Below are 24,776 nucleotides of genomic sequence, written 5' to 3' on the forward strand. Positions count from 1 at the left end.
ATTTTATAATTTAAAATAAGGAAATCTATAAATCATTCCATTAATATTCATACCAGCTCCTAATGAGGCCATTAAAATTGTATCTCCAGGTTGAATATTATGATTAGGCATTTCTCCTTTAAGAATTAAATCTAATAAAGTAGGGACGGTAGCTACAGAAGAATTGCCAAATTTTTGAATAGTCATAGGCATTAATTTTTTATATAATCCTTTGTCTATTGAAGAATAATTATACAATTTTAACAATCTTTTGAAAATTGCATAATCCATTTTAGCATTAGCTTGATGAATTAAAATTTTTTTTATATCATTAAGATGTAAATTAACATGATCTAATATATTTTTTAACATTTTTGGAACTTCATTTAATGCATACTCATAAATTCTTCTTCCATTCATTCTAATATTTAATAATGATTTTGTATAATTTGGATTTAAAGAAGGTCCATTAGTAAGATAATGAAATTCTTCATTAGTATTACATTGAGAATCAAAATAAAGAATTCCATAATTTTCTTCTTCTTTAGTAGTAGTATCTACTGCAGACAATACCGCTGCTCCTGCACCATCAGAAAATATCATAGCATTTTGATCATGTGGATCTATTACTTTAGATAAAGTTTCTGAACTTGTAATTAAAATATTTTTAGCATATTTAGATCGTATAAGCTGATCTGCTAATATCATTCCTTCTATCCAGCCTGTACAACCAAAAATCATATCATATGGACGACATTTATGATTATTGATTTTAAGTTTATTTTTTACTCTAGATGCTATAGAGGGCATTAAATCAGATTGATAAGATAATGGATGAATATCTCCATAATTGTGTGCTGATATAATATAATCTATTTTTTCTTTGTATATTTTAGAATGAATTAACGCTTTTTTTGCGGCTATTGTTGCAATATCAGAATTTAATAATCCTTTATGTACATATCTTCTTTCCTCTATTTCTGTAATTTTTTTAAATTTATTAATAATTTCTTGATTAGATTTTTTTATTTTTAAACCTTTTTGATCGTAAAAAGAATATTTTAAAAAATAATCACTTTTTATTATTTTTTTTGGTAAATAATGCCCAGTCCCTGTAATGATTGATCTAATCATTCAATAAAGATTGATTTTATTAATTTAAAAAAATTATCTCTCATGGACAAATTTTATGAAAATATAAAATTGGTAAAAATGTTTGATCATATATCTTCAACATATGATTTATTAAATCATTTATTATCTTTTGGTATTGATATTTATTGGAGAAAAAAAATTATTCATTTAATATATAAATATACTAATAAGCAAAAATATTCCAAATTTTCCAAAAAAATGATTTTAGATTTAGCAACTGGTACAGGCGATATAGCTATTTTACTTGCTAAAAAATTTCAAAAAGATTACATTATAGCTATAGATCCTTCTGCAAAAATGTTACAAATAGCAAAAATGAAAATAAAAAATCATTCATTAGAAAAAAAAATAAAACTCATTCAAGGATATTCATATAATATTCCTTTTAATAATGAAACTTTTGATATCATAACTATTTCTTTTGGAGTTAGAAATTTTATAGACTTAAATATGTCTTTTAGGGAAATATTTAGAATATTAAAACCAATAGGTTTGTTAGGAATATTAGAATTTTCTTACCCATCTAATTTTTTTATTAAAAAAATTTATCATTTTTATTCAAATTTTATATTAAAACATATAGGTAATAAAATTTCGAATAATATTTTTGCTTATGATTATTTAAAAAATTCTATTCATACTTTTTCATTTTTTGGAAAAAAAATGAAAGATTTGTTAAAAAATCATAATATACCAATTATTTATATGCAAAAATTAACATTTGGAATAGTTACTATTTATTTATCTAAAAAACAAAAATGATAAAAAGAAAACAATTTTCATTATGAAGAATTTTTCTGGATATTTAATTTCGTTTTTTATTAAAAAAAGAATTCAAAATATAGAACTAACATTAAAATATCCTATAGATATTCAACATAGATTATTAAAAAAACTTATTTTTTTTTCTAAAAGAACAGAATTTGGTAAAAAATATAAATTCCATGATATTAAAAATTATCAACAATTCTATAATAGAATTCCTTTGTCTAAATACATAGATATTTACCCTATAATTAAACGAATTAGACAAGGTGAAAAAAACGTATTATGGCCAGGTCAAGTAAAATGGTTTGCTAAATCATCAGGAACTACACATACAAAAAGTAAATATATTCCAGTAACTCCTCTTGCAATGAAAGAATGTCATTATAAAGCAGGACAAGATATGTTATCTATATATTTACATAATCATCCAGAAACAAAAATGTTTTTTGGAAAAGCCCTTCGTTTAGGAGGTAGTCATAAATTACATAAAAATTATAATACATTTTATGGAGATTTATCTTCTATTTTAATTAAAAATCTTCCACTTTGGGCAGAATATATTAGTATTCCAAAAAAAAATATTGCATTGATGAGTGAATGGGAAGAAAAATTAAAAATTTTAATTCAAGAAACAATAAATCAAGACGTAAGAATTATGTTAGGAGTTTGTTCTTGGTTATTAATTTTTTTAAACCAATTATTAAATTTTTCTAATAAAAAAAATATTAATGAAATATGGCCAAATTTAGAAGTAATTTTTCATGGAGGTGTGAATTTTCATCCATATAGAAAACAATATAATGATATATTTTATCAACATACGCCTAATTATTATAATGTATATAGTGCATCAGAGGGTTTTTTTGCAGTACAAGATAAAAAAGATTCTAAAGATTTATTATTATTATTAAATCATGGAATTTTTTATGAATTTATTTCTATGGATGATTTTTATCATTCTTATCCAAAAATTATTCCTCTAGATGAAGTGGAATTAAATAAAAATTATGTTTTAGTAATATCTACTAATGCAGGTCTTTGGAGATATATTGTAGAGGACACCATTAAATTTACTAATTTAACTCCGTATAGAATTTATATTTCCGGAAGAACAACTCATTTTATCAACTCTTTTGGAGAAGAATTAATTATGGATAATGCGGAACAAGCTTTAAATAAAACTTGTATTAAAACTGATTCTATCATTCATGAATATACAGCTGGACCAATGTATATTAATAAAAAACATACTGGAGCTCATGAATGGATTATAGAATTTAAAAAACCTCCAAAAAACGTATTTAATTTTAGAGATATCTTGGATCAAGAATTAAAATATTTAAATTCTGATTATGAAATCAAAAGATATAAAAATTTAGTTTTACAACCTCCTATTATATATATAGCAAGAAATGGATTATTTTATGATTGGTTAAAGATAAATAAAAAATTAGGAGGTCAAAATAAGATCCCTCGTTTATCTAATAATAGAAAATATCTAGACGATTTACTTAAAATCAACTAAACAACGTATAAAATCTTTTTACCTTTAATGTTCAAATTTATAAAAAATTATTTTATGTCTTTAACTGTAAATAAAAAACAAAATATATTTAAAACTTATGGAAAATCAATGATTGATACTGGATCTTCTCAATCACAAATTGCACTATTTACATATAGAATTAATCATTTAAGTAACCATTTAAAAAAAAATAAAAAGGATTTTAATACTGAAAGATCACTTGTAAAATTAGTTGTAAAAAGAAAAAAATTATTAAAATATTTAAAAAAAAATAACTTAGATAGTTATAAACAATTAATTGTTCTATTAGGGTTAAGAAAATAAATAAGTTATTATGTCAAAGCCAAATATAATAAAAGAAATTTGCTTTTTAGAAGATGGTCGTACTATAGTAATAGAAACTGGAGAATTGGCCAAACAAGCTGATGGATCTGCCTTGATTAGAGCAAATAATACGATTTTATTAGCAACTGTAGTTGTGTCTAAAGAAATAAGAAATGATATGAATTTTTTACCACTCACTATTGATTATAGAGAAAAGTATTATGCAGGAGGCAAAATTCCTGGAGGGTTCATTAAAAGAGAAGGAAAACCATCTGATGAAGAAATATTGACAATGAGATTAGTAGATAGAGTATTGAGACCAACATTTTCAGATGTTTTTAGAAAAGAAATACAAATTATGATTTCTCTTTTATCTTACGATAAAACATTTTTACCATATGAATTAGCAGCATTAGCTGCATCAGCTGCATTGTCAGTTGCAGGAATTCCATTTAATGGGCCTATATCTGAAGTACGTATTATACGTATAAATGGAAAATTTATAATAAATCCTTGTTTAGATCAATTAGAAAAAGCAGATTTAGATTTAATAGTAGGAGCATCTAAAAAATCTATTATTATGTTAGAAGGAGAAATGAAAGAAATCAAAGAAGATGTTCTTATTCAAGCTATTTCTATAGCTCATAAAGCAATTAAAAAACAAATAGATGCTCAAATTAAATTAATGATAAAACTTAATAAAAAAAATTATCTATTTGAATTAGATGTTAATAGAAAATCATTGTCTTTATTAGAACAATATACATTGAAAAAAAAATTATTTTCATATTCTTATAATTTAATAAAAAATATGTATAATCAATTTTTAGATAAAAAAACAAGATCTATTCAAGAAAAATTGATTTTAAATAATTTTAAAAAAAAAAATGCTTTAAATGAAAAAAATGAATTAATGATTGATCAATTTTATGAAAAAATTAAAAAAAAAATCATAACCAATATGATTTTAAAAGATAATATTAGATTAGATAATAGAACTTATAAACAAATACGACCTATATACGGTAAAGTAAACTATTTACCAGGAGTTCATGGATCTGCATTATTCTCAAGAGGAGAAACACAATCTTTAACTACAGTGACTTTAGGATCGTCTTCAGACGCTAATAAAATTGATAATGTTATCATGGAAGATCATGAAAAATTTTATATACACTATAATTTTCCTCCTTTTTCTACTGGGGAAATACGTCAAATTAGAGGTGTTTCTAGACGTGAAATAGGTCATGGTAATTTAGCAAAAAGAGCATTAAAAAATTTAATTATAAATGATAATCCTTATACAATAAGAATTGTTTCTGATATTTTAGAATCTAATGGGTCTTCATCTATGGCAACAGTTTGTGCATCTAGTTTAGCATTAATGGATGCTGGAATTCCATTAATCAATCCAGTATCTGGAATTGCTATGGGATTGTTTATAAATCATAATAAAACTGTTATATTATCTGATATTCTTGGAGAAGAAGATGGATTTGGAGAAATGGATTTCAAAATTACTGGTACTACAAATGGAATTACTGCATGTCAAATGGATGTAAAAAAACAAGTATTATCTTTGGATATTTTATATCAAATATTAAATCAAGCATTACAAGGTAGGAAATTTATATTAGAACAAATGAGGAAAATATTACCAACACATCGAACACAGTTAAAATCATCTGCTCCAAAAATACATATTATCAAAATTCCTAAAAAATTTATAGGGTCTGTCATTGGACCTGGTGGAAAAGTTATTCAAGAAATACAATCTTGTACAGAAACTAATATTATCATTGAAGAAAAAGAAGATATTGGTTATATTGAAATTATTGGAAATGATTTAAATAAAATTTATCAAGCTATTGATAGAATTAAAGAAATTACGTTTGTTCCAAAAATAGGAACCATTTACAAAGCTACAGTAAAAAATATTAAAAATTTTGGAGTGTTTGTAGAAATATCAAAAGGAGTAGAAGGATTATTACATATTTCAGAAATATGTTGGAAAAGATTAAAAAATATAGAAGATGAATTAAATTTAGGAGACACTATTAATGTAAAATTAATTGGATTTGATAATAAAAATCACAAAATGAAATTTTCTAGAAAAGTTTTATTACCTAAACCAACAAAAAATAATGATGAATAGTAATAGTAGTAGTAGTAGTAGTAGTAGTATAAAAATACATAATTAAAATTAATTAATATGAGACAACTGAAAATAACTAAACAAGTTACAAATAGAGAATCTGAATCTTTAGATAAATATCTTCATGAAATCGGAAAAATTCCTTTATTAACACCAGAAGAAGAAGTAGAATATGCTAGACAAGCTAGAAATGGAGATGCATCGGCTATAGATAAATTAGTAAACGCTAATTTACGTTTTGTAGTATCTGTTGCAAAACAATATCAAAATCAAGGATTAAGTCTTTGTGATTTAATAAATGAAGGAAATTTGGGATTAATCAAAGGTATATTACGTTTTGATGAAACACGAGGATTTAAATGTATTTCTTATGTTGTTTGGTGGATCAGACAAGCTATTTTACAAGCAATAGCTGAACAATCTCGTTCTATTAGACAACCTACTAATAAATTAGCATTATTAAATAAAATATTAAAAACTTTTTCTCAATTAGAACAAGAGCTGCATAGAAATCCAACTTCAATAGAAATTGCAGAATATTTAAAAATGAATGAAAAAGATGTTGAAGACTCTATTAAAAATTCAGGTAGACATGTTTCTATGGATGCACCGTTAGTAGAAGGAGAAGATTCTAATTTATATGATTTAGTAAGATCTGATGAATCACCTAGACCAGATGAATATTTAGAAAAAGAATCTCTTAGAAAAGATATTAAAAGAATATTAGAAACTTTAAGTGAAAGAGAAAGACGTGTCATTGTATTACATTTTGGATTAAATGGAGCTCCTCCAATGACATTAGAAGAAGTTGGGCAATCCTGTGATTTAACTAGAGAAAGAGTAAGACAAATTGAAAGTATAGCTTTAAAAAGATTAAAACATTCTTCTAGAAGTAAAATTTTAAAACCTTATTTAGGTTAATTAAATTTAAGGAGACCTCGACGGGATTCGAACCCATAACCTTCTGATCCGTAATCAGATGCTCTAATTCCATTAAGCTACGAGGCCTTAATAATAGATAAAAATTTATCTATTTCTAATGACGAATTACCAACTAATCCTCCATCTACATCTTTTTGTTGAAAAAAATCTTTACAATTGAATTCATTAATACTCCCTCCATATAAAATATGTATTTTATCAGAAACAAATTTACCATATTTATTTTGAAATAACAATCTAATATGATTATGCATTTTTTGAACTTCATTAGGAATTGGAAATTGCCCAGTTCCTATTGCCCATATAGGTTCATAAGCAATTATTAAATTTTCTATTTCTTTTATAGAACATAGAAAAATCGTTTCTTCAAGCTGTTTTTGTATTGATATAAATTGTTGATTATTATTTTTTTCATTTAATGTTTCTCCTATACAAAAAATAATTTTTAATCTATTTTTTAATGAAATATGTATTTTTTGTAATAATGTTTTATTTGTTTCATTAAAATATATTCGTCGTTCACTATGTCCTAATATTACGTTTTGAATTCCTATAGATTTCAACATTATAGCAGATATTTCTCCAGTATAAGATCCTTTTTCTATATGAAACATATTTTGTGAAGCAATATGAATATTAGTTCCTTGTACAATTTGATTTGAAATATGCAAAAATGGATAAGATGGTGCAATGATTATCTTTTTATTATTGTGTATTTTTTTGTCATGATTAAAAAATTTTAATAAATTTCTTAAAAAATTAGTAGTTTCATAAAAATTATAATTCATTTTCCAATTTGCAATAATAATTTTATTCTTCATTTATATTTATTTATTTAAATATAATAAAATTGTTATATATAACATTTTGAAACAAATTTGTTCTAATTCATTGGATAAAATTTTATCTTTATTTTTTTTCAAATAAAAAAGTTTTTTTAACATTAAATTTAAAGAAACATATTCAAGTTTTGATTTTTTTTCTATAAAATTACAAATTTTTTCAATTTTTTTTGTATAAACATAAAGAATATCACAATATGAAATTTTGTCATTATCATTAATATTTAATTTTATCATTATAATAATAATATAATTAATAATATCTATATATGTATTTTCAATTCTTTCTTCTTTGATAATTTGAAATCCTTTTTTTTCAATATTAATTATTCTCATGGTTTTTGCAATAATTAAATCTATTATAGAATAATTATCTATATATTTCCATGAAAAATTATAATGTTGTAATTTTTTTTTAAATAAGTTCTTACAACTATTAATAACAAAATTGATTGAAATTTTATTCATATGAATTAATTTTTAACAAAAAATTAAAAAAATAAATAAGTGATCATTAATTTGTGCAGTATAGTAAGTATATTTTTATAAAAATAGTTAAACTAATTATAGATTATTTTTTTATATGGTTAAATCAATTAAAAATAATTTTGTTATTATATAATTATATTGATTGTATTATTTTGAGATATATAAATGTAATATAATAATACAATAGACTTATTAAGTTAATTTCTATTATAATCGTATCATTATTATTTATTAAAAATTTTTACATATTATTTAACATCAATAATGGCGCATTATATTATAAGCAATTGATTCAGTAGTAATATAATAAGGAAATAATGTAATAAAATGATTAAATAATAACATGTTAAATCTTTTATAAAAAAATAATTAAGTAATAATACTGTATCGTTATATAAAAATAAAGTTAAATTCTATGAATAATTCATTATTTTCAAATTTCCAATCAGCTGTATAATAATGTATTAAATGAGTTTAATATTAGTAACATATTATTAATACATTTATTTATAAGTTATAAAATAAAAATTTTGACAATTTGTTTTTCAAAACAAACAATTTTTAGATAAAATGGATGATAATTATATTCAAAATTTTTACAAATTATATTATTCTATATCTTCAGGAATAGAAATCAATAGCAAAAATGTAAAAACAAATTCTATTTTTGTTGCTATTAAAGGAAAAAATTTTAATGGTAATCAATTTGCTTACGAAGCAATTATAAATGGAGCTTTAATTTCTATAGTAGATGATAAAAAATATGCATTCAATCATAAAAAAATTTTTTTTGTAGAAAATTCTTTAAATTTTTTACATAAATTAGCTTGTTTTCATAGAAAACAATTAAAATATATACCAATTATAGCAATTACAGGAAGCAATGGAAAAACTACAACTAAAGAATTAGTAGCCTCTATACTTTCTAAAAAGTATCATATTGTACATTATACAAAATCTAATTTTAATAATCATATTGGAATTCCTTTAACTATTCTTTCAATTCCTAAAAATGCAAATCTATCTGTTATAGAAATAGGAGCTAATCATGAAAAAGAAATAGAAAAAATGTGTTCTATAATTAATCCAGATTATGGATATATAACTAATTTTGGAAAAGCACATTTAGAAGGATTTGGAAATATAAATGGGGTTATTCGTAGTAAATTAGAGTTATATAATTTTTTAAGACAAAATAATAAAACAGTATTTGTTAATGGAGATGATAATATTCAACTTACTAATAGTTTAGGAATATCTAGATATATTTTTTCTGAAAAAAAATTTTTTGATGTTAATATTAAATATGATTGTACTACTATTTGTAATACTATATATGTTAAAAATAAACAATTTTTTTCAAAATATTTAATTGGTTATCATAATGTATATAATATAGCATCTGCAATTACTATAGGCATTTATTTTAATGTTTCTTTAAAAGATATTCAAAAATCAATTATAAATTTTATTCCAAACAATAATCGGTTTCAAATTATTAAAAAAGATAAATTCATTATTTATAATGATTGTTATAATGCTAATCCAAGTAGTATGATTAGTGTCTTGAATTTTTTTAATACAATTAAAGGTAAAAAAATTGCTATTTTAGGAGATATGTTAGAATTAGGAAAATTTTCTATAATAGAACATACAAACATTATCAATTTTTTAAAAAAAAGTACAATTGATATATCCTTTGTAATTGGTAAACATTTTTGTAATGTTACATTAAATCTTAATTGCAAAAAAATTATTAGATTGTATAATACAGATGAATTTATTAAATGGTGGTATAATAATAAATATTATATTAACACAGATTATATTATTATTAAAGGATCTAGAAAAAACGCTTTAGAAAATATTATTCATTTATTTTAACATCTTTGCATATGACTATCTTAAATAGTACATTTGTTTTGTAAACTATCATAGATACATATATATATGAAAAAAATCACCAAAAATACATACCTTCAGTGGTTTAAAAATATGTCTTTTTGGAGAAAATTTGAAGATAAATGTAGATCTCTTTATTTAAAACAAAAAATTAGAGGTTTTTTACATTTATATAATGGACAAGAAGCTATTCCAGCTGGAATAACTCATGCTATTGATCTATCTATAGATAGAATTATATCGGCCTATAGATGTCATATTTTACCTATTTCTATGGGAGTAGATCCAAAAAAAATTATGGCAGAATTATTAGGAAAAGAAACTGGAACATCTTGTGGAATGGGGGGGTCAATGCATATTTTTAGTAAAAAATATCGTTTTTATGGAGGACATGGTATTGTAGGGGGACAAATTCCACTAGGTGCAGGAATTGCTTTTGCAGATAAATATTTTAATAGAAAATCTGTAACAATTACATTAATGGGGGATGGTGCTATTGGACAAGGTGTTTTACATGAAACTTTCAATATGGCTATGATATGGAAATTACCAGTAGTTTTTGTATGTGAAAATAATAAATATGCTATGGGAACATCTATTCAGAGAAATAATCAAATCAAAGAACTTTATAAAATTGGGTTATTATATGAAATGCCTTCTCTTACTGTAAATGGAATGAATCCAGAAAATATTGCAAAATCTCTGTATCCAGCAGTTGATAGGGCTAGAAATGGCCAAGGACCTAGTTTTTTAGATATTCAAACATATAGATATAGAGGACATTCTATGTCAGATGCTGAATCATATAGAAGTAAAGATGAAATTAATTTTTATAAAAAACAAGATCCTATTTTAAAATTAAAAAAAATCATATTAAATAATAAATGGGAAACTTTAGATAAACTGACATTAATTGAAAATAAAATAAAAGAAGAAATAGAATATTGTGTAGAATATGCAGAAAAATCAAATTTTCCTTCTTTGAAGAAAATGTATGATGTTGTTTATAAAGAAAAAAATTATCCTTTTATAGATAAAGAATAAAAATTTAATATTTTATTAAACATTAAAAATAAATTTTTGAATAAAATGGCAGAAATCATATTTATGCCCAAATTAAGTGACACTATGGAAGAAGGAACTCTTGTCAAATGGAATAAAAAAATAGGTGACAAAGTGTTCGAAGGAGATATTTTAGCTGAAATTGAAACAGATAAAGCTATTCAAGATTTTGAAATTGATATTAATGGAGTGTTGCTTTATTGTGGAATCAAAGAAGGTGAAAAAGCTCGTGTTAATGATATTTTAGCAATTATTGGACAGACTGGAGAAAATATTAGTTCTTTTATCAAACATAAAAATATTAATGAACCAGAAAAAAAACAACCAGAAAAAAAACAACCAGAAAAAAAACAAAAAGAAAGAAAATTCATTTCTCCTTTGGCAAAAAAGATGATACAAGATAAAGGAATAAATATTAATAATATTCAACAAGGAACAGGATATAGTGGAAGAATTGTAAAAAAAGATATTGAAGATTTTTATGAAAAAAATAGATATCATAATATGAATATGAATCAACATATTCTTGTTTCTAATATGAGAAAAGAGATAGCTAATCATTTAACGTTGTCTAAATTTACAGCACCTCATTATTATTTATTTATTGAAATAGAAATGGACAAAATAATAAAATTAAGAAAAGAATTGAATCATACATTATCTAAAACAAATCATAAAATATCTTTTAATGATATTATTGTTAAAGCAGTATCACTTATTTTAAAAGAACATCCTTATATTAATGCTACATGGAAAGAAAAAGAAATTATTTATCATTATAATATAAATATAGGGATAGCAGTTGCTATACAAGATGGATTAATGGTTCCAGTTATACAAAATTCCGATCAAAAATCTTTATTACAAATATCAAAAGAAATAAAAGAGAAAGTAGAACGTTCAAAATTAAGAAAAATTCAAGAAAAAGAAATCCAAAATAGTACATTTACTATTTCAAATTTAGGTATGTATGGAATAGATTATTTTACTTCCATTATTAATATTCCAAATTCTTCTATTTTGTCTGTAGGTTCTATTAAGGAACAACCTATTGTCAAATATCATAAAATAAAAATTGGAAATATAATGAAAATAACATTGTCTTGTGATCATAGAATTATAGATGGTAATAAAGGATGTCATTTTTTACTAGATTTAAAAAAAATGTTAGAGGATCCAATCACTATTTTAGTTTAGTTTTTTTTATAAATGATATAAATATTGATAGTAGAAAACATGAAATTGTAATTAATGATAAAATACTTTCTGCAAAGATTGAAGAAAATGGCCATAAATTATATGTTTCTAATATTAATTTAATACCTAATAATAAAATAATAAAAAAAGCTAATTGTTTAATAAACACATTATTATTAATAATATTAGCAAAAATTTTTGCAAAATATCTCATAGTAAAAATTCCCATAAAAGTTCCCAAAAAGATTAAAAATAAATTTTTTGAAAATGCTATAATAGCAAATAAATTATCAATTGAAAAAGATAAATCTATAATTTCTATAGATAATATCATTTTCCAAAATGAATTATAAATTAATCTATTACTATTAAATTTTAAATATTTTTGTTCTTTTAAAAAGAAAAAACAACTAATATATACTAAATATATTCCACCTAATAATTTCAACCACCATATATGAATTAAGATTGAAGAAAAAATGATTGCTAAACTTCTAAAAAAATACGCTCCAAATATTCCATATTTCATAGCTTTTTTTCGATATTTTTCTTCTATTTCATTGATCATAGATGCTAATATGACTACATTATCCATAGATAATATACTTTCTATAAAAAAAATATTTGTTATTATAGATAAAGAAATTATTGGATGATTGATAATATCTATTATAAACTGTTTCATAGATTAATTATTAGATAGATAATAAAATATATAAAAATATTAAATTGATATAATAAAATATAAAACATGAATAATATTTTATTTATAAGTTTTGAAGAAAGTTTTTTAATTATATTTATTGCAATAATTATTTTTGGTCCTAAAAAAATACCAGAAATTGCTCGTGGTATAGGAGAAGGAGTAAAATTTTTAAAAAAAGTAAAAACAAAAATACAACAAGACATTCTTAATAAAAAATAAAAAATCATTAAAAATATTTTCTATAATCTTTTATATATGATTTTTTAATCAAAATATCTCCTAGCATTTCTATCATATTTTTTTTTAAAAAATCATTTATTTCTTGAATATTATAAGATATCTTATTATTATATGAATGTTTAATAACATTTATAATATTTTTTTTTGGTTTTATAAAAAAAATTCCATGTTGTCCAAATATTGGTTTAGAAGTGACATTTTCTTTTAATGAAAAAGCAGATCCAATAACTGTTGGTTCTTTATAATTATCTATCCAAGATTGATTAAAATTAATTTTGATATTTTTATTTATTTTTTTTTTAAATAACTTAGATAGTTGTTCTAAATCTAGACATGTATATTTAATTTGTTTATTAAAAAAATTATTAATTTTTTGTTTTCTAATTTTAGATATTAAATTATTTTTTATTTCTAAAATAGAATATCCTGGTTGTTTTATGGTAGATAAATAAACTATTATATAATAATCCTTATTATTATTATACATAATCTTATAATCACCTTCTTTTCTTGTTTTATCAAATGACCAATGTATAATTTTTTTATCTATTTCTGTATTTAATCCATCTATTGTAGAATCATTTTCTTTTATATCTTTTAAAAAAATTGTTTCATATTTATTTTTTCTTGCATTATTAATAAATTGATTTAAACATTGTTTTTTATTTTGAATTAAAAATTTTTGTACATTATTAAATAATTTGATTTTTGTTTCTTTAGATGGAACTAGATTTTTTGTTAAAAAAATAAATTGGTATGCTGAAATTGGATTGCTTTTTTTATCTATTTTAATAATATGATATCCAAATTTAGTTTCAATAATTTTTATTGTTCCCGTTTTAATTTTTGGATCAAAAAAATTAAATTGTCCAACATATTTTGGAATATTATAATGATATTTCATAAATCCTAATTTACCATTATATTTTTTTGCATTTAAATAATCATCAGATTGTGTTTTCACAAAACAAATAAATTTTGATGGAGTTTTTTTCAAAATTTTGTACAAATTATAAGCTTTTTTATAAGCTTGTTGTTTTGTTCTTTTATTATAATAATTAACAGCATTTTTGTGAGAAATTAATATATGACTATATGTAACATCTTCAGAAATTTTTTTTTCCCCTATTATTTTAGCTATTAAATATAAATTTCCTTTTTGAATTATAATAGGGTTATAATGATGATTTTTTTCATTTATCAATTTCTTTAAAATATGAGGTAAATCTTTTTTTAGATAAAAATTGTTATCTAAAATGATTTCAGATTCTTTAGATAAAAAATTATTATCATGATTTATATTTTTCAGTTTAAATAAAAAATTATTTATTTTTTTCTCTAAATATTGTTTATCTGTTATGGATGGTTTAGTTTTTGCTATAATAAAACTTAAAGTTCTTATATTTTCTTTTTTATATAAAAATTTATGTTTTTTTATATAATTTATCAATTCACAATTTTTAACAGATACAAAATGATATTTTTTTTCTATTTCTGAATAAGGAATTACAATATAATCAATGATTGATTGCCAATTTTTATTTAAATAATGTCTTTTTGCTTCTAAATAAGTAGCATTTAACCCATACATTAACATTTCTATATATTGTTTAGATAAAATTTTTTTTATGATATTATTTTTTTCATAATTCCAAAGATTTTTATCTTGATATATTTTATAATTATTTGAGTCATGATTATCTATTTGTTGTAAATAAATTAAAAATTTTTTAATATTAAATGACCCATCAGAATTTTTAAAATCTGAAATATAACTATATATTGATTGATGATATATTGCATTCCAAAAATCTTGTGCTGTACATTTAATACCTAATTTTTTTACTTGTTGATTTAATAAAATTTCGTATACTAATAATTTCCAAGATTCTTGTTTTAATACATAATCTGGAATATTTTTACGAAATTGTTTTAATAAATACAATGTATTTATATAATGATTTAAAAAAATAGGTTCTTTATTAATTTTTCCAATAATATTAGATTTTTTTTTTAAAAAAAAAATTAATCCATTGATTTCTAAAATCATAGTACAAAAAAAACATACTATACACAATAATATTATCCAATAATTTGTTCTAATAATTTTTAATAAATTCATTTTTTTAAAAAAATTGATTTTTTTATAATTGTTATATTTTTTTTATATAAAAAATATTATCAATAATAATGTTTTTTACCATATTTATGAATATTTACGTTATGACAAACTATCAATACACTTAATGTTTTATATTTATATGATTTAACTTAAAATAAGTTATATTTAATATTTAAACAAGAAAAGAACAAGCGTATAATAAAAAATTTTGTCAAAATCATAATATTAATTAGGAATCATACCTTTGATAATCCTTATACATACAATTAAAAATTATTCCTAATATCGATAATCATAATCTGATTTATAATTTTATAACTTATCGTATATAAAAAATTTAATTTTTTTATCCAATTTTTTTTATTTACATTCCTTAATGTAATTATTCATTAAGTAACTAATAGAAGTAGAATAAAATTTTTTATAAAAAAATATAAAATAATATATAATTATATAAAAAATGATAATGCTTTATAAATATGTAATATGAATTTATATAATTCAATTTTATTTTATGAAATGAACTATAATAAATCAATATTATTTTCATACCTTCCATCGAATAAAAAAATCAATTATTATATAATAATGTTAAAACCCATAAATATGTTTTTGTTATTTATAATTGTTTTTTGTTGTAAAAATAAAAAAATAAATCAGGTATCTTAGCTCAGTAGGTAGAGCAAAGGACTGAAAATCCTTGTGTCCCCGGTTCGATTCCGGGAGATACCACGATAATATTATTTTTTATTCATTATTATTCTCCATTATAAAATGAATTTTCCATGTTTTATTATTTTTTTCATCTGGATATAATGGATATCCAAAATCTACACCAAATATTCCTAATGGAATATACGAACAACGAAATCCAAATCCAATAGATTGTTTCATTTTTTTATTATATAATTGATTTGAATTTTGTGTAATCATATTTCCACCTTCTAAAAAAACATTTGCCCATAATTTATTTGATGTGTTATTAAACATATCATTAAAAATTAAATAACGCATTTCTAAAAAATATTTATTATACATTAATCCTCCTGGATTATTAAAATTTTGATTTTCTGATGCATAACCTCTTAATGGAATAAAATCAGATGGAGAAAATATTCCATATATATTTTGATGAATATCTCCCATATAAAATTTTTGAAAAGCAAATAAATCTTTTTTATTATTATAATTTCCTAAAATGCCACATTCCAATCCAGTTTTCAACACCATTTTATCAAAAATTTTTTTATATAAATAAAATAATGATTTAATTTTAAAATATTCTAACCAAGATTGATGAGAATATTCATCATTAAATATATTACTATATGGTAATGTAAATAAACCATTAATTTCCATTTTTGATCCACTTAAAGGAAATATATTTGTTAATTCTTTATTAAATTTTTTCAAAGAAATCAAATAAAATAAATTATTTAAATATATAGGACTTTCTTCTTTATTTTTATTATTATTATTATAAATATATCTATCATAATCTATCAAAAAATCTAATTTCCAATATGGATCATGAAATGTTAAAGGTTTGCTAATTCCAATTGAATAACCTATTTTATTTAGTAATTTATTATTTGTAAGATTACAATTACGAATATTACAATTATTTTTTTCATGTAAAAGTAAAAAATCAGGATCAAAAATATTTTTAATTATTCTATTTATAAAATCTATTTTTACAAAATATGAGATATGATTTGTGTCTTTTATCCAAGGGTCAATAAAAGTCATACCATAATGTTGTACATTTTTTCCAATTTTATTATATAATAACAATTTTTGTCCATCACCTTGAGGATTTGGAAATGGATTCCATTGTTTTATATTTAATAATTTTTTAATAGAAACATTTTTTAATAAAAAATTTAAAGATCCTAAAGAACTGTTTTTATCATAACCTTCTTCAACCATAAATTTAACAGAATGATGATTGTCTTCAATAACTTTCCATTTTAAATCTACTAAATCATTATTATGATAAATAATTTTGGGATAGACTATCTTAAAAAGATCTAATGATTGTAAACGTATTAAATCTTCATGAAGTTTTTTAATTGAAAGACGATCTCCTGTATTAATTTTTAATTCTCGTTGAATAACATGATTTGATGTAATTTTATTACCAGAAATATATATATTTTTAACATATACAGGATGATTTTCTTCTATATTCACCTCTAAATAAATTTTATCATCTACTATCTTTTTTTCTAAAATTAATATTTTAATCAAAAAATATCCTAAATTGAGATAATTATAAATTATACTGTTATTTATATTTTTATTTAAAATTATATTTTCTATTTCTTGTTTGTTATAAATATCTCCAGTATTATAATGTAATATTGTTTTTAAATATTTTGTATTATAAACAGTATTTCCCACAAAATTAATATTTCCTATATAATATTTTTTACCTTCTGATACATTAACTATTAATTCAGAATTCCCTTTATTATTTTGAATATGATTTAATGTTATTTCAATATCTCTAAATCCAAGAGATTGATATTTATATATAATATTATTAACACCTTGATGATACAAATGATATAAATAGTTATCATTATTATTTTGATTTTGTATCATTATATTATATAATTCTTTATCAGAAAAAATTTTATTTCCATGAAAAAATATCTTTGATAAAGATATTTTTTTTCCTAAATTAACATTTACAACTAAAGAATTATTATTTTTATCTAGATCTAGATTAGTAGAAATTACTGATACTTTAAAATATCCTTGTTTGATATAAAAATCAATAATTTCATTTTTTAATTTTTGAATAAAATCATCAGATATAATATCTGAATTATGATTCAAACAAAGAAATTTATATGTTTCTATTTCTTTAGTTACTCCTTTCAGAATAATTTTATTAAAAGATATTCTATCTTCTAATTCAAAATAGATATTAAGTTCATTTTTATTATTTTTTTTATTTTTAATATTTTCTTTATAAATAGAAATATTTTTAAATAAATTACTATTCCATAATCTATGAATTGCATTATCTATTGTCTTTCCTTCTTGAAGATTTAAACAATCGCCTTTATGTATATTGGATATTTGTGATATTTTATAAATACTATATTGTGTTTTTCCTTTAATAAAAATATTTTTTATCACAAATACATTATTTTTATCTATGTTGTTAATTTCTATTTGTTGATCTTCCTCTTTATCATTTTTATCTTTATCTTCATCTTCATTTTTATCTTCATCTTCATCTTCATCTTCATCTTCATCTTCATCTTCATCTTCATCTCTCTTTTCTTGATTTATTTCATTAATTTTATTAATGGTTATAGTTTTTGTTTTTATATATGATATATTTATTAATAAAAACATACAAAATAAAAATAATATTTTCTTGAAACTATTATGCAATTTTTCCAAAACGACGTTTTCTTCTTTTATAATTTTCTATAGCTGCAAATAAATCTTGTTTTCTAAAATCTGGCCATAATATATCTGTAAAATATAATTCAGCATAAGCTGATTGCCAAAGTAAAAAATTACTTAATCTTTGTTCTCCACTTGTTCTAATCACTAAATCAACATCTGGTATATCTTTAGTATATAAATTTTTTTTAAAAAATGAATCATCTATTTCCTCTATAGATAAACATCCCATACTAACTTGTTTAGCTATTTTTTTTGTAGCTTCTATAATTTCTATTCTAGATCCATAACTCAAAGCCAAAACTAAAGTAATAGATGTATTATGTTTTGTTTGATTTACAAATAACACTAAATCTTTTTGAATATTATAAGAAAATTTTTTTAATTCGCCTATAGTAAGAATTCTAATATTACTATCATCCATTTCTTTTAAATATTTTTTAAAATGTGAATGAAATAAATTCATTAATTGATTTATTTCTTCTTTTGGACGATTCCAATTTTCATAAGAAAAAACATATAATGTGATATAAGGAATTCCTAATTCTTTACATCCATTTATAGCATCTTTAATAGAATGTATAGCATTTTTATATCCACAAATTCTTAATTTTCCTCTTTTTTCAGCCCATCGCCCATTTCCATCCATAATTATAGCTATATGTCTAGGTATATTATCATTTTTATTTAAATTCTTTTCTAAACGTGTATTCATTAGTTCAGCAATAAACAATAAAAATCATAATAATATACAGAAAAAATAGATTGATCTTAAAATATTGAATTAATTTCTTTGATCCATACCCCATAATAATTTTTCTCTTAAAGTTTTATAATAAATATATTCTTGTTCTTGAATAAGATATATATAAAATGGAGCTTTTTTAATATATAATTCATTTTCTTCTTTTAAAGAAGTCAATCTAGTATCCATAGATAAAGAATAATATTGAACATGACCACGACTATGTATTTTCAAATGAATTCTTTTATTATCAGAAATAATTAATGGACGAGAAAATAAATTATGAGGCGAAATTGGAGTAATAACAAAATTTTTATTATCAGGAGCAATAATTGGACCTCCACAACTTAAAGAATATCCAGTAGAACCAGTTGGTGTAGAAATAATTAATCCATCTGCCCAATAAGATGTTAAAAATTTATTATCTATATAAGTATCTATAGTAATCATAGAAACTGTTTCTTTTCGTAAAATGACTATTTCATTTAAAGCAAAATTAAAAAATTGTTTTTTTTTATCTAAAATAGAAGTTTCTAACCATAATAAACTTCGAGGACAAATATGAAATTTGTAGTTAAATATTTGATCAAGTTTTTTTATTAAAACTTCTTGATTAAAAGTAGCTAAAAATCCTAAATTGCCTGTATTGACTCCAACAATTGGAATTCCAGTATCTCTAATCAATGTAATAGCATATAATATTGTTCCATCTCCACCAAAAGTAAACATTAAATTAAAATCTTTTGTTAATTCATTATAATTATAAAATATAGGAAACTTCAAATTTTTTAATTCATTAAATGATGATAATAAGTCAAAAAATGATTTTTCTATATATATCTCTATTGAATGTTTATATGCATAAGTTAAAAATTTAATAAAATATGGAATATTTTTGTCGATAAATTTTTGGCCATATAAAGCTATTTTCATTTTTAAAATGTAATGTTAAGTAATTTGCTAAATTACTTATAAAAATGTATTACTACTTGGTTATGAAACATGAAAAACTATTGTTTTACTTCTAAAATACTATTATTTGGAGAATATGTAATTATAGAAAATTATAGTGGATTATCTATTCCAAATAATTTTTATACAGGATATTTAAAATTTCCATCTAATTATTATAATAACAATACAACATGTAACTATAATAATTATGAATTAAGAAAATTTGCTCATTTTTTACAACAAACAACAATAAATATTGATTTTAATAAATTATATAATGACCTTAATAAAGGTATAATTTTTTATTCTAATATACCTAAAGGATATGGAATTGGAAGTTCAGGAGCATTAGTGGCTGCTATATATCATAAATATTATATTCAAAAAAATCAAGTAAAACAACCAATGAATAATATAATTAAATTAAAAGAAATATTTAGTAAAATGGAGTCATATTTTCATGGTATAAGTTCTGGGATGGATCCATTAAGTTGTTATTTAAAAAAACCAATTTTAATGAAATCCAAAAACAATATTAATATTGTCAATATTCCTAAAAAATTAAATCAAAATCAAGGTAAAGGTGCTATATTTTTATTAAATTCAGGATTCCCAAAACAAACTGATTATATGATAAAAATTTTTTTCAAAAAATTACAAAATCAAAAATTTAAAAAAATTTTCATAGAAGAATTTATACAATATAATAATAAATGCATCACTCATTTTATACAAGGAAATTTAGAAATTTTATTACATCAAATCAAAATTCTTTCCTTTTGGATATTTAAATATTTAAATCCAATGATCCCAAAAGAAATATCTAAAATATGGATATATGGATTATTAAATAATATTTATTATTTAAAATTATGTGGATCAGGAGGTGGTGGTTTTACTCTTGGATTTACTTATGACTATGATTTATCTAAAAAAAAATTAAATAAATATCAAACAATAGTAATTTTTAGATTTTAATATAAATAATGACACTAAATAATAAAATAAAATATATACGTTTAAATCGTTTTTTATCTACATCTGGTATTGCTTCTAGAAGAAATGCAGATAAATTAATTAAATCAGGAATTGTTAAAATAAATGGCAAATTAGTTCAAAAACTTGGAACTTATATTAATATTAATGATATCGTAACTGTTTATGGAAATCGTGTCTCAAGTCAAAAAAAAATATATATACTTATAAATAAACCAAAAGGTTTTATTACTTCTACACATGATCCATTACATAGAAAAACAATTATGAATTTAATTCCACCACAAATAGAAAATAATAATAAAATTTATCCAATTGGACGATTAGATTCTTCCACTACAGGTGTTTTATTATTAACAAATGATGGATATATTACAGAAAAATTAACACATCCAAAATATAATGTAAAAAAAATTTATAATGTAGTTTTAAATAAAATTATTAAAAATGAAGATATCAATAAAATCAAAAATGGGAAAATTTATTTAAAAGAAGGAAAAGTAATAATTGATTCTATAATATATGTTAAATATAATCAATTAAGAATCAAAATTCATATAGGATGGAATAGAATTATTAAAAGATTATTTAAAAAATTGCATTATCAAGTTATTAAATTAGATAGAATCAATTTTGGAGGATTTACAAAACAAAAATTAAAAATAGGAAAATGGAAAATATTATCAGAAAAAACAGTATACAATATTTTTAAAAACAATTTTTATCAATAAAAGTTAAAATCTATATGAAAAAAATAAGTATAATTAATGGTCCAAATTTAAATCTTATAGGCCAACGAGAAATTGAAATATATGGAAAAGATACTTTTATAAATTATTTTAATAAAATAAAAAAAATATTTTCAAATATTGAACTTTCTTATTATCAAAGTAATTGTGAAGGTAAAATTATAGATTGTTTACATAAAATTGGATTTTGTATAGATGGTATACTGCTCAATGCAGGAGCATATACTCATACATCAATAGGAATTGCAGATGCTATAAAATCTATAACTACTCCAGTTATAGAAATTCATATTTCTAATATTTTTGCTAGAGAATCTTTTAGAACAAAATCTTTTTTATCACCTGTTTGTAAAGGAACTATCTTTGGTTTTGGATTAAAAACTTATGAATTAGGTATTTTAAGTTTTTCTATATAAAATTTTTTATTTAAATTTTTTATATGCTGAATAATTTTTTTTCTTCCATCTTTATTTTTTATAAAAAAAAAAATTTTATTAGAAAATTTATTAATTACATTTTTACATATATTTATATGTTTATCTAAAATTTTATAATTTAATTTATCAATTTTTGTAAATACAATACAAAAATAGATTTTATACATTATTAATTTATTTATTAAATTTAAATCAGATTTTTGAACAATTAATCTACTATCTATAATTACAAATAAACAAACTAAATTTTTTCTATTAAAAATATAATTATTAATTAAATTATTATTTTGTTGTTTATGAAATTTTGATAATCTAGAAAATCCATATCCAGGTAAATCTACTATCTTCCATTTATTATCTATAAAAAAAAAATTAATATATTTAGTTTTTCCAGGAAAAGAAGATACTTTAGCAATTTTTATATTACCTAAAATAAAATTAATAAAACTAGATTTTCCTACATTAGAACGCCCAATACAAGCATATTCTGGATATATTGAATTTATTAATTGATTTAAATCAGTAACGCTATATTCAAATTTAACAAAAAAATTTTTCATGATGAAAATCAAATTTTGATAACCATTTTTCTAATATTTTTACAAATATTTTGGGATGCTCCATCATAGGAACATGTCCACATTTATCTATCCAATATAATTCAGAATGAGGTAACAATCTATGAAATTCCTTAGCAACTATTGGGGGTGTAACAGGATCTTGTTTTCCCCATATTAAACAAATAGGTTGTTGAATTATAGATAAATCTTTCGACATATTATCTTTCATTGCACTTTTAGCAATATATAAAATTTTAATTCCTTTTTTTCTATCATTAACTACATTAAATACTTCATCTACTAATTCTTTAGTTGCTATTTTAGGGTTATAAAATACTTCTTGTGATTTTTTTTTTATATATTCATAATTTTCTCTTTTAGGAAAAGCTTCTCCAAAAGATTTTTCAAATAATCCAGAACTTCCAGTTAATACTAAAGAATGAACTAAATCATGCCTCTTTTTTGCTATAATTAAAGCAATATGTCCACCAAGAGAATTTCCTATTAATGTAGCCTTTTTAATTCCTATTTTTATTAAAAATTGTATAATATATTTTGATAAACTAAAAATATTTGTAAATAATAAAGGCATTTTATAAATAGGTAATACAGGAATAATAACTTTATATCCTTTTTTTGGAAAAACTTCTAAAAGTGCATTAAAATTGCTTAATCCACCCATTAATCCATGAAGTAATATCAATGGATGTCCCGATCCTTTTTTTATGTAAGAAAATTTTTGTTTTTTATTAAACATATTATAATGTTTGATTATCTTCTTTTTTCATAATAATATATGCAGCTTTTGCCGCATTTTCTTCAGATTTTTTTTTTGATAACCCTTTACCTATTGTTTTAATTCCATAATTAATTAATGTTAATTTAGATAAATAATAATGCTTATTTTTAATTGATATTTGATTTTTGTCTTCTTTATAAGTTTCAAATTTTATAAAAAATTTATTTTTTTGAGACCATTCTAAAATCCATACTTTATAACTAAAAATTTCTTTTTGTATTTTAGATAAATCAACATAATAATGTAATATTTTATCATAGACAAAACGTTTACATCCTACATATCCAAGTTCTAAATAAATAAATCCTATTAAAGCTTCTAATGTATTTCCTAATATATTATCTGATATATAATAAAATTTATGATTTAATAAAATATTTTCAAATAATAATTTTTTTGAAATTTTATTTAAATTTTTTCTACATACTATCTTTGATCTTACTTGTGTTAGATCTCCTTCTTTTTTTTCTGGTAGCTGTTCACACAAAAAATGTGAAATAATAGAATTTAATACTGCATCTCCAAGAAATTCTAATCTATGAAAATCTAAATAATCATTATCTGAATTAATTGTTGTATTATTAATGAAATCATATACAAATACTTTTTTTAATAGTGTTAAATTTTTTGGATAAAATCCTAATATTTTTTTTAATGAATCAATTGAAAACAATAAATTTTCTTTTTTTTGAACAATCATAA

The 24,776-nt window shown here is 20.9% G+C and carries 23 protein-coding genes and 2 tRNA genes; 13 read left to right on the top strand and 12 right to left on the bottom strand.

The window, feature by feature from the left end; all coding sequences use genetic code 11:
- Positions 1-3: 3 nt before the first annotated feature.
- On the bottom strand, positions 4-1,113 hold the full coding sequence (locus H0H38_RS02370; protein ID WP_185872693.1) for a 3-oxoacyl-ACP synthase III family protein: 1,110 nt from the start codon (positions 1,111-1,113) through the stop codon (positions 4-6).
- 42 nt (positions 1,114-1,155) lie between these two features.
- On the opposite strand from H0H38_RS02370, the gene ubiE reads away from it, so the two are divergent.
- From ubiE to H0H38_RS02395, 5 genes are read left to right on the top strand one after another with little or no spacing between them, the layout of a single operon-like run.
- On the top strand, positions 1,156-1,896 hold the full coding sequence (gene ubiE / locus H0H38_RS02375) for a bifunctional demethylmenaquinone methyltransferase/2-methoxy-6-polyprenyl-1,4-benzoquinol methylase UbiE (protein WP_185872694.1): 741 nt from the start codon (positions 1,156-1,158) through the stop codon (positions 1,894-1,896).
- A gap of 22 nt (positions 1,897-1,918) precedes the next feature.
- The gene (locus H0H38_RS02380; RefSeq protein ID WP_185872695.1) at positions 1,919-3,427 is read left to right on the top strand and encodes a GH3 auxin-responsive promoter family protein; all 1,509 of its coding nucleotides are present in this window, start codon (positions 1,919-1,921) and stop codon (positions 3,425-3,427) included.
- Positions 3,428-3,481: 54 nt separating this feature from the next.
- A complete protein-coding gene (gene rpsO, locus H0H38_RS02385) occupies positions 3,482-3,751 on the top strand; it encodes a 30S ribosomal protein S15 (RefSeq protein ID WP_185872696.1) in 270 nt (89 codons plus the stop codon).
- Between the two features lie 10 nt (positions 3,752-3,761).
- Positions 3,762-5,906: a polyribonucleotide nucleotidyltransferase gene (locus tag H0H38_RS02390; protein WP_185872697.1), complete on the top strand. Its 2,145-nt coding sequence runs from the start codon at positions 3,762-3,764 to the stop codon at positions 5,904-5,906.
- A 57-nt stretch (positions 5,907-5,963) separates the two neighbouring features.
- Positions 5,964-6,827: a sigma-70 family RNA polymerase sigma factor gene (locus H0H38_RS02395; protein ID WP_185872698.1), complete on the top strand. Its 864-nt coding sequence runs from the start codon at positions 5,964-5,966 to the stop codon at positions 6,825-6,827.
- A 12-nt stretch (positions 6,828-6,839) separates the two neighbouring features.
- Here the strand turns inward: H0H38_RS02395 and H0H38_RS02400 are convergent.
- The 3 genes from H0H38_RS02400 to H0H38_RS02410 form a co-directional block, all read right to left on the bottom strand.
- Positions 6,840-6,914, bottom strand: a tRNA-Arg gene (locus H0H38_RS02400).
- Positions 6,905-7,669: a triose-phosphate isomerase gene (tpiA, locus tag H0H38_RS02405; protein ID WP_185872699.1), complete on the bottom strand. Its 765-nt coding sequence runs from the start codon at positions 7,667-7,669 to the stop codon at positions 6,905-6,907. The genes H0H38_RS02400 and tpiA overlap by 10 nt, the downstream gene beginning before the upstream one ends.
- A 6-nt stretch (positions 7,670-7,675) precedes the next feature.
- Positions 7,676-8,158: a nucleotide modification associated domain-containing protein gene (locus tag H0H38_RS02410; protein ID WP_185872700.1), complete on the bottom strand. Its 483-nt coding sequence runs from the start codon at positions 8,156-8,158 to the stop codon at positions 7,676-7,678.
- A 591-nt stretch (positions 8,159-8,749) separates the two neighbouring features.
- Between H0H38_RS02410 and H0H38_RS02415 the strand changes: the two genes are divergently transcribed.
- The 3 genes from H0H38_RS02415 (at position 8,750) to H0H38_RS02425 (ending at position 12,340) form a co-directional block, all read left to right on the top strand.
- Complete coding sequence (locus H0H38_RS02415; protein WP_185872701.1) at positions 8,750-10,063, top strand: UDP-N-acetylmuramoyl-tripeptide--D-alanyl-D-alanine ligase; 1,314 nt, start codon at positions 8,750-8,752, stop codon at positions 10,061-10,063.
- A 66-nt stretch (positions 10,064-10,129) separates the two neighbouring features.
- The gene (gene pdhA, locus H0H38_RS02420; RefSeq protein WP_185872702.1) at positions 10,130-11,125 is read left to right on the top strand and encodes a pyruvate dehydrogenase (acetyl-transferring) E1 component subunit alpha; all 996 of its coding nucleotides are present in this window, start codon (positions 10,130-10,132) and stop codon (positions 11,123-11,125) included.
- 45 nt (positions 11,126-11,170) lie between these two features.
- Positions 11,171-12,340 (top strand): dihydrolipoamide acetyltransferase family protein, encoded by a 1,170-nt coding sequence (locus H0H38_RS02425; protein ID WP_185872703.1) that lies wholly within the window; start codon positions 11,171-11,173, stop codon positions 12,338-12,340.
- Here H0H38_RS02425 and H0H38_RS02430 read toward each other — a convergent pair.
- On the bottom strand, positions 12,327-13,025 hold the full coding sequence (locus H0H38_RS02430; protein ID WP_185872704.1) for a TerC family protein: 699 nt from the start codon (positions 13,023-13,025) through the stop codon (positions 12,327-12,329). The genes H0H38_RS02425 and H0H38_RS02430 overlap by 14 nt on opposite strands.
- A gap of 66 nt (positions 13,026-13,091) precedes the next feature.
- Between H0H38_RS02430 and H0H38_RS02435 the strand changes: the two genes are divergently transcribed.
- Positions 13,092-13,265 (top strand): Sec-independent protein translocase subunit TatA/TatB, encoded by a 174-nt coding sequence (locus tag H0H38_RS02435; RefSeq protein ID WP_185872705.1) that lies wholly within the window; start codon positions 13,092-13,094, stop codon positions 13,263-13,265.
- Between the two features lie 7 nt (positions 13,266-13,272).
- On the opposite strand, the gene H0H38_RS02440 is transcribed toward H0H38_RS02435, so the two are convergent.
- Positions 13,273-15,408 carry a peptidylprolyl isomerase gene (locus H0H38_RS02440; RefSeq protein WP_185872706.1) on the bottom strand — a complete coding sequence of 712 codons (2,136 nt, stop codon included), beginning with the start codon at positions 15,406-15,408 and terminating at the stop codon, positions 13,273-13,275.
- Positions 15,409-16,067: 659 nt separating this feature from the next.
- Here H0H38_RS02440 and H0H38_RS02445 point away from each other — a divergent pair.
- Positions 16,068-16,140, top strand: a tRNA-Phe gene (locus tag H0H38_RS02445).
- Between the two features lie 15 nt (positions 16,141-16,155).
- Here the strand turns inward: H0H38_RS02445 and H0H38_RS02450 are convergent.
- The 3 genes from H0H38_RS02450 to H0H38_RS02460 all read right to left on the bottom strand — a co-directional run bounded on the left by H0H38_RS02450 (position 16,156) and on the right by H0H38_RS02460 (position 20,512).
- Positions 16,156-18,558: a BamA/OMP85 family outer membrane protein gene (locus H0H38_RS02450; RefSeq protein ID WP_394798865.1), complete on the bottom strand. Its 2,403-nt coding sequence runs from the start codon at positions 18,556-18,558 to the stop codon at positions 16,156-16,158.
- A gap of 253 nt (positions 18,559-18,811) precedes the next feature.
- Positions 18,812-19,549, bottom strand: coding sequence for an isoprenyl transferase (locus H0H38_RS02455; protein ID WP_185872708.1), 738 nt, complete (start codon positions 19,547-19,549; stop codon positions 18,812-18,814).
- Positions 19,550-19,618: 69 nt separating this feature from the next.
- Positions 19,619-20,512 (bottom strand): NAD kinase, encoded by an 894-nt coding sequence (locus H0H38_RS02460; protein WP_185872709.1) that lies wholly within the window; start codon positions 20,510-20,512, stop codon positions 19,619-19,621.
- 69 nt (positions 20,513-20,581) lie between these two features.
- Here H0H38_RS02460 and H0H38_RS02465 point away from each other — a divergent pair, with 69 nt between their 5' ends.
- Genes H0H38_RS02465 through H0H38_RS02475 form a run of 3 tightly spaced genes read left to right on the top strand, consistent with a single transcriptional unit; the run spans position 20,582 to position 22,694 of the window.
- Complete coding sequence (locus H0H38_RS02465) at positions 20,582-21,511, top strand: GHMP family kinase ATP-binding protein (RefSeq protein WP_185872710.1); 930 nt, start codon at positions 20,582-20,584, stop codon at positions 21,509-21,511.
- Positions 21,512-21,519: 8 nt separating this feature from the next.
- Positions 21,520-22,260, top strand: a complete 741-nt coding sequence (locus H0H38_RS02470; RefSeq protein WP_185872711.1) for a pseudouridine synthase — start codon at positions 21,520-21,522, stop codon at positions 22,258-22,260.
- Between the two features lie 14 nt (positions 22,261-22,274).
- Positions 22,275-22,694 carry a type II 3-dehydroquinate dehydratase gene (locus H0H38_RS02475; protein WP_185872712.1) on the top strand — a complete coding sequence of 140 codons (420 nt, stop codon included), beginning with the start codon at positions 22,275-22,277 and terminating at the stop codon, positions 22,692-22,694.
- Here the strand turns inward: H0H38_RS02475 and yihA are convergent.
- The 3 genes from yihA to H0H38_RS02490 are packed head-to-tail and all read right to left on the bottom strand — an operon-like array spanning position 22,661 to position 24,774.
- Positions 22,661-23,275, bottom strand: coding sequence for a ribosome biogenesis GTP-binding protein YihA/YsxC (gene yihA, locus H0H38_RS02480; protein ID WP_185872713.1), 615 nt, complete (start codon positions 23,273-23,275; stop codon positions 22,661-22,663). The genes H0H38_RS02475 and yihA overlap by 34 nt on opposite strands.
- A complete protein-coding gene (locus H0H38_RS02485; protein ID WP_185872714.1) occupies positions 23,256-24,032 on the bottom strand; it encodes an alpha/beta fold hydrolase in 777 nt (258 codons plus the stop codon). The genes yihA and H0H38_RS02485 overlap by 20 nt, the downstream gene beginning before the upstream one ends.
- 1 nt (position 24,033) lies before the next feature.
- On the bottom strand, positions 24,034-24,774 hold the full coding sequence (locus tag H0H38_RS02490) for a ribonuclease III family protein (RefSeq protein WP_185872715.1): 741 nt from the start codon (positions 24,772-24,774) through the stop codon (positions 24,034-24,036).
- Between the last annotated feature and the right edge of the window lie 2 nt (positions 24,775-24,776).

It is taken from the genome of Blattabacterium cuenoti (assembly GCF_014252355.1).
Lineage (GTDB): Bacteria > Bacteroidota > Bacteroidia > Flavobacteriales > Blattabacteriaceae > Blattabacterium > Blattabacterium cuenoti_AD.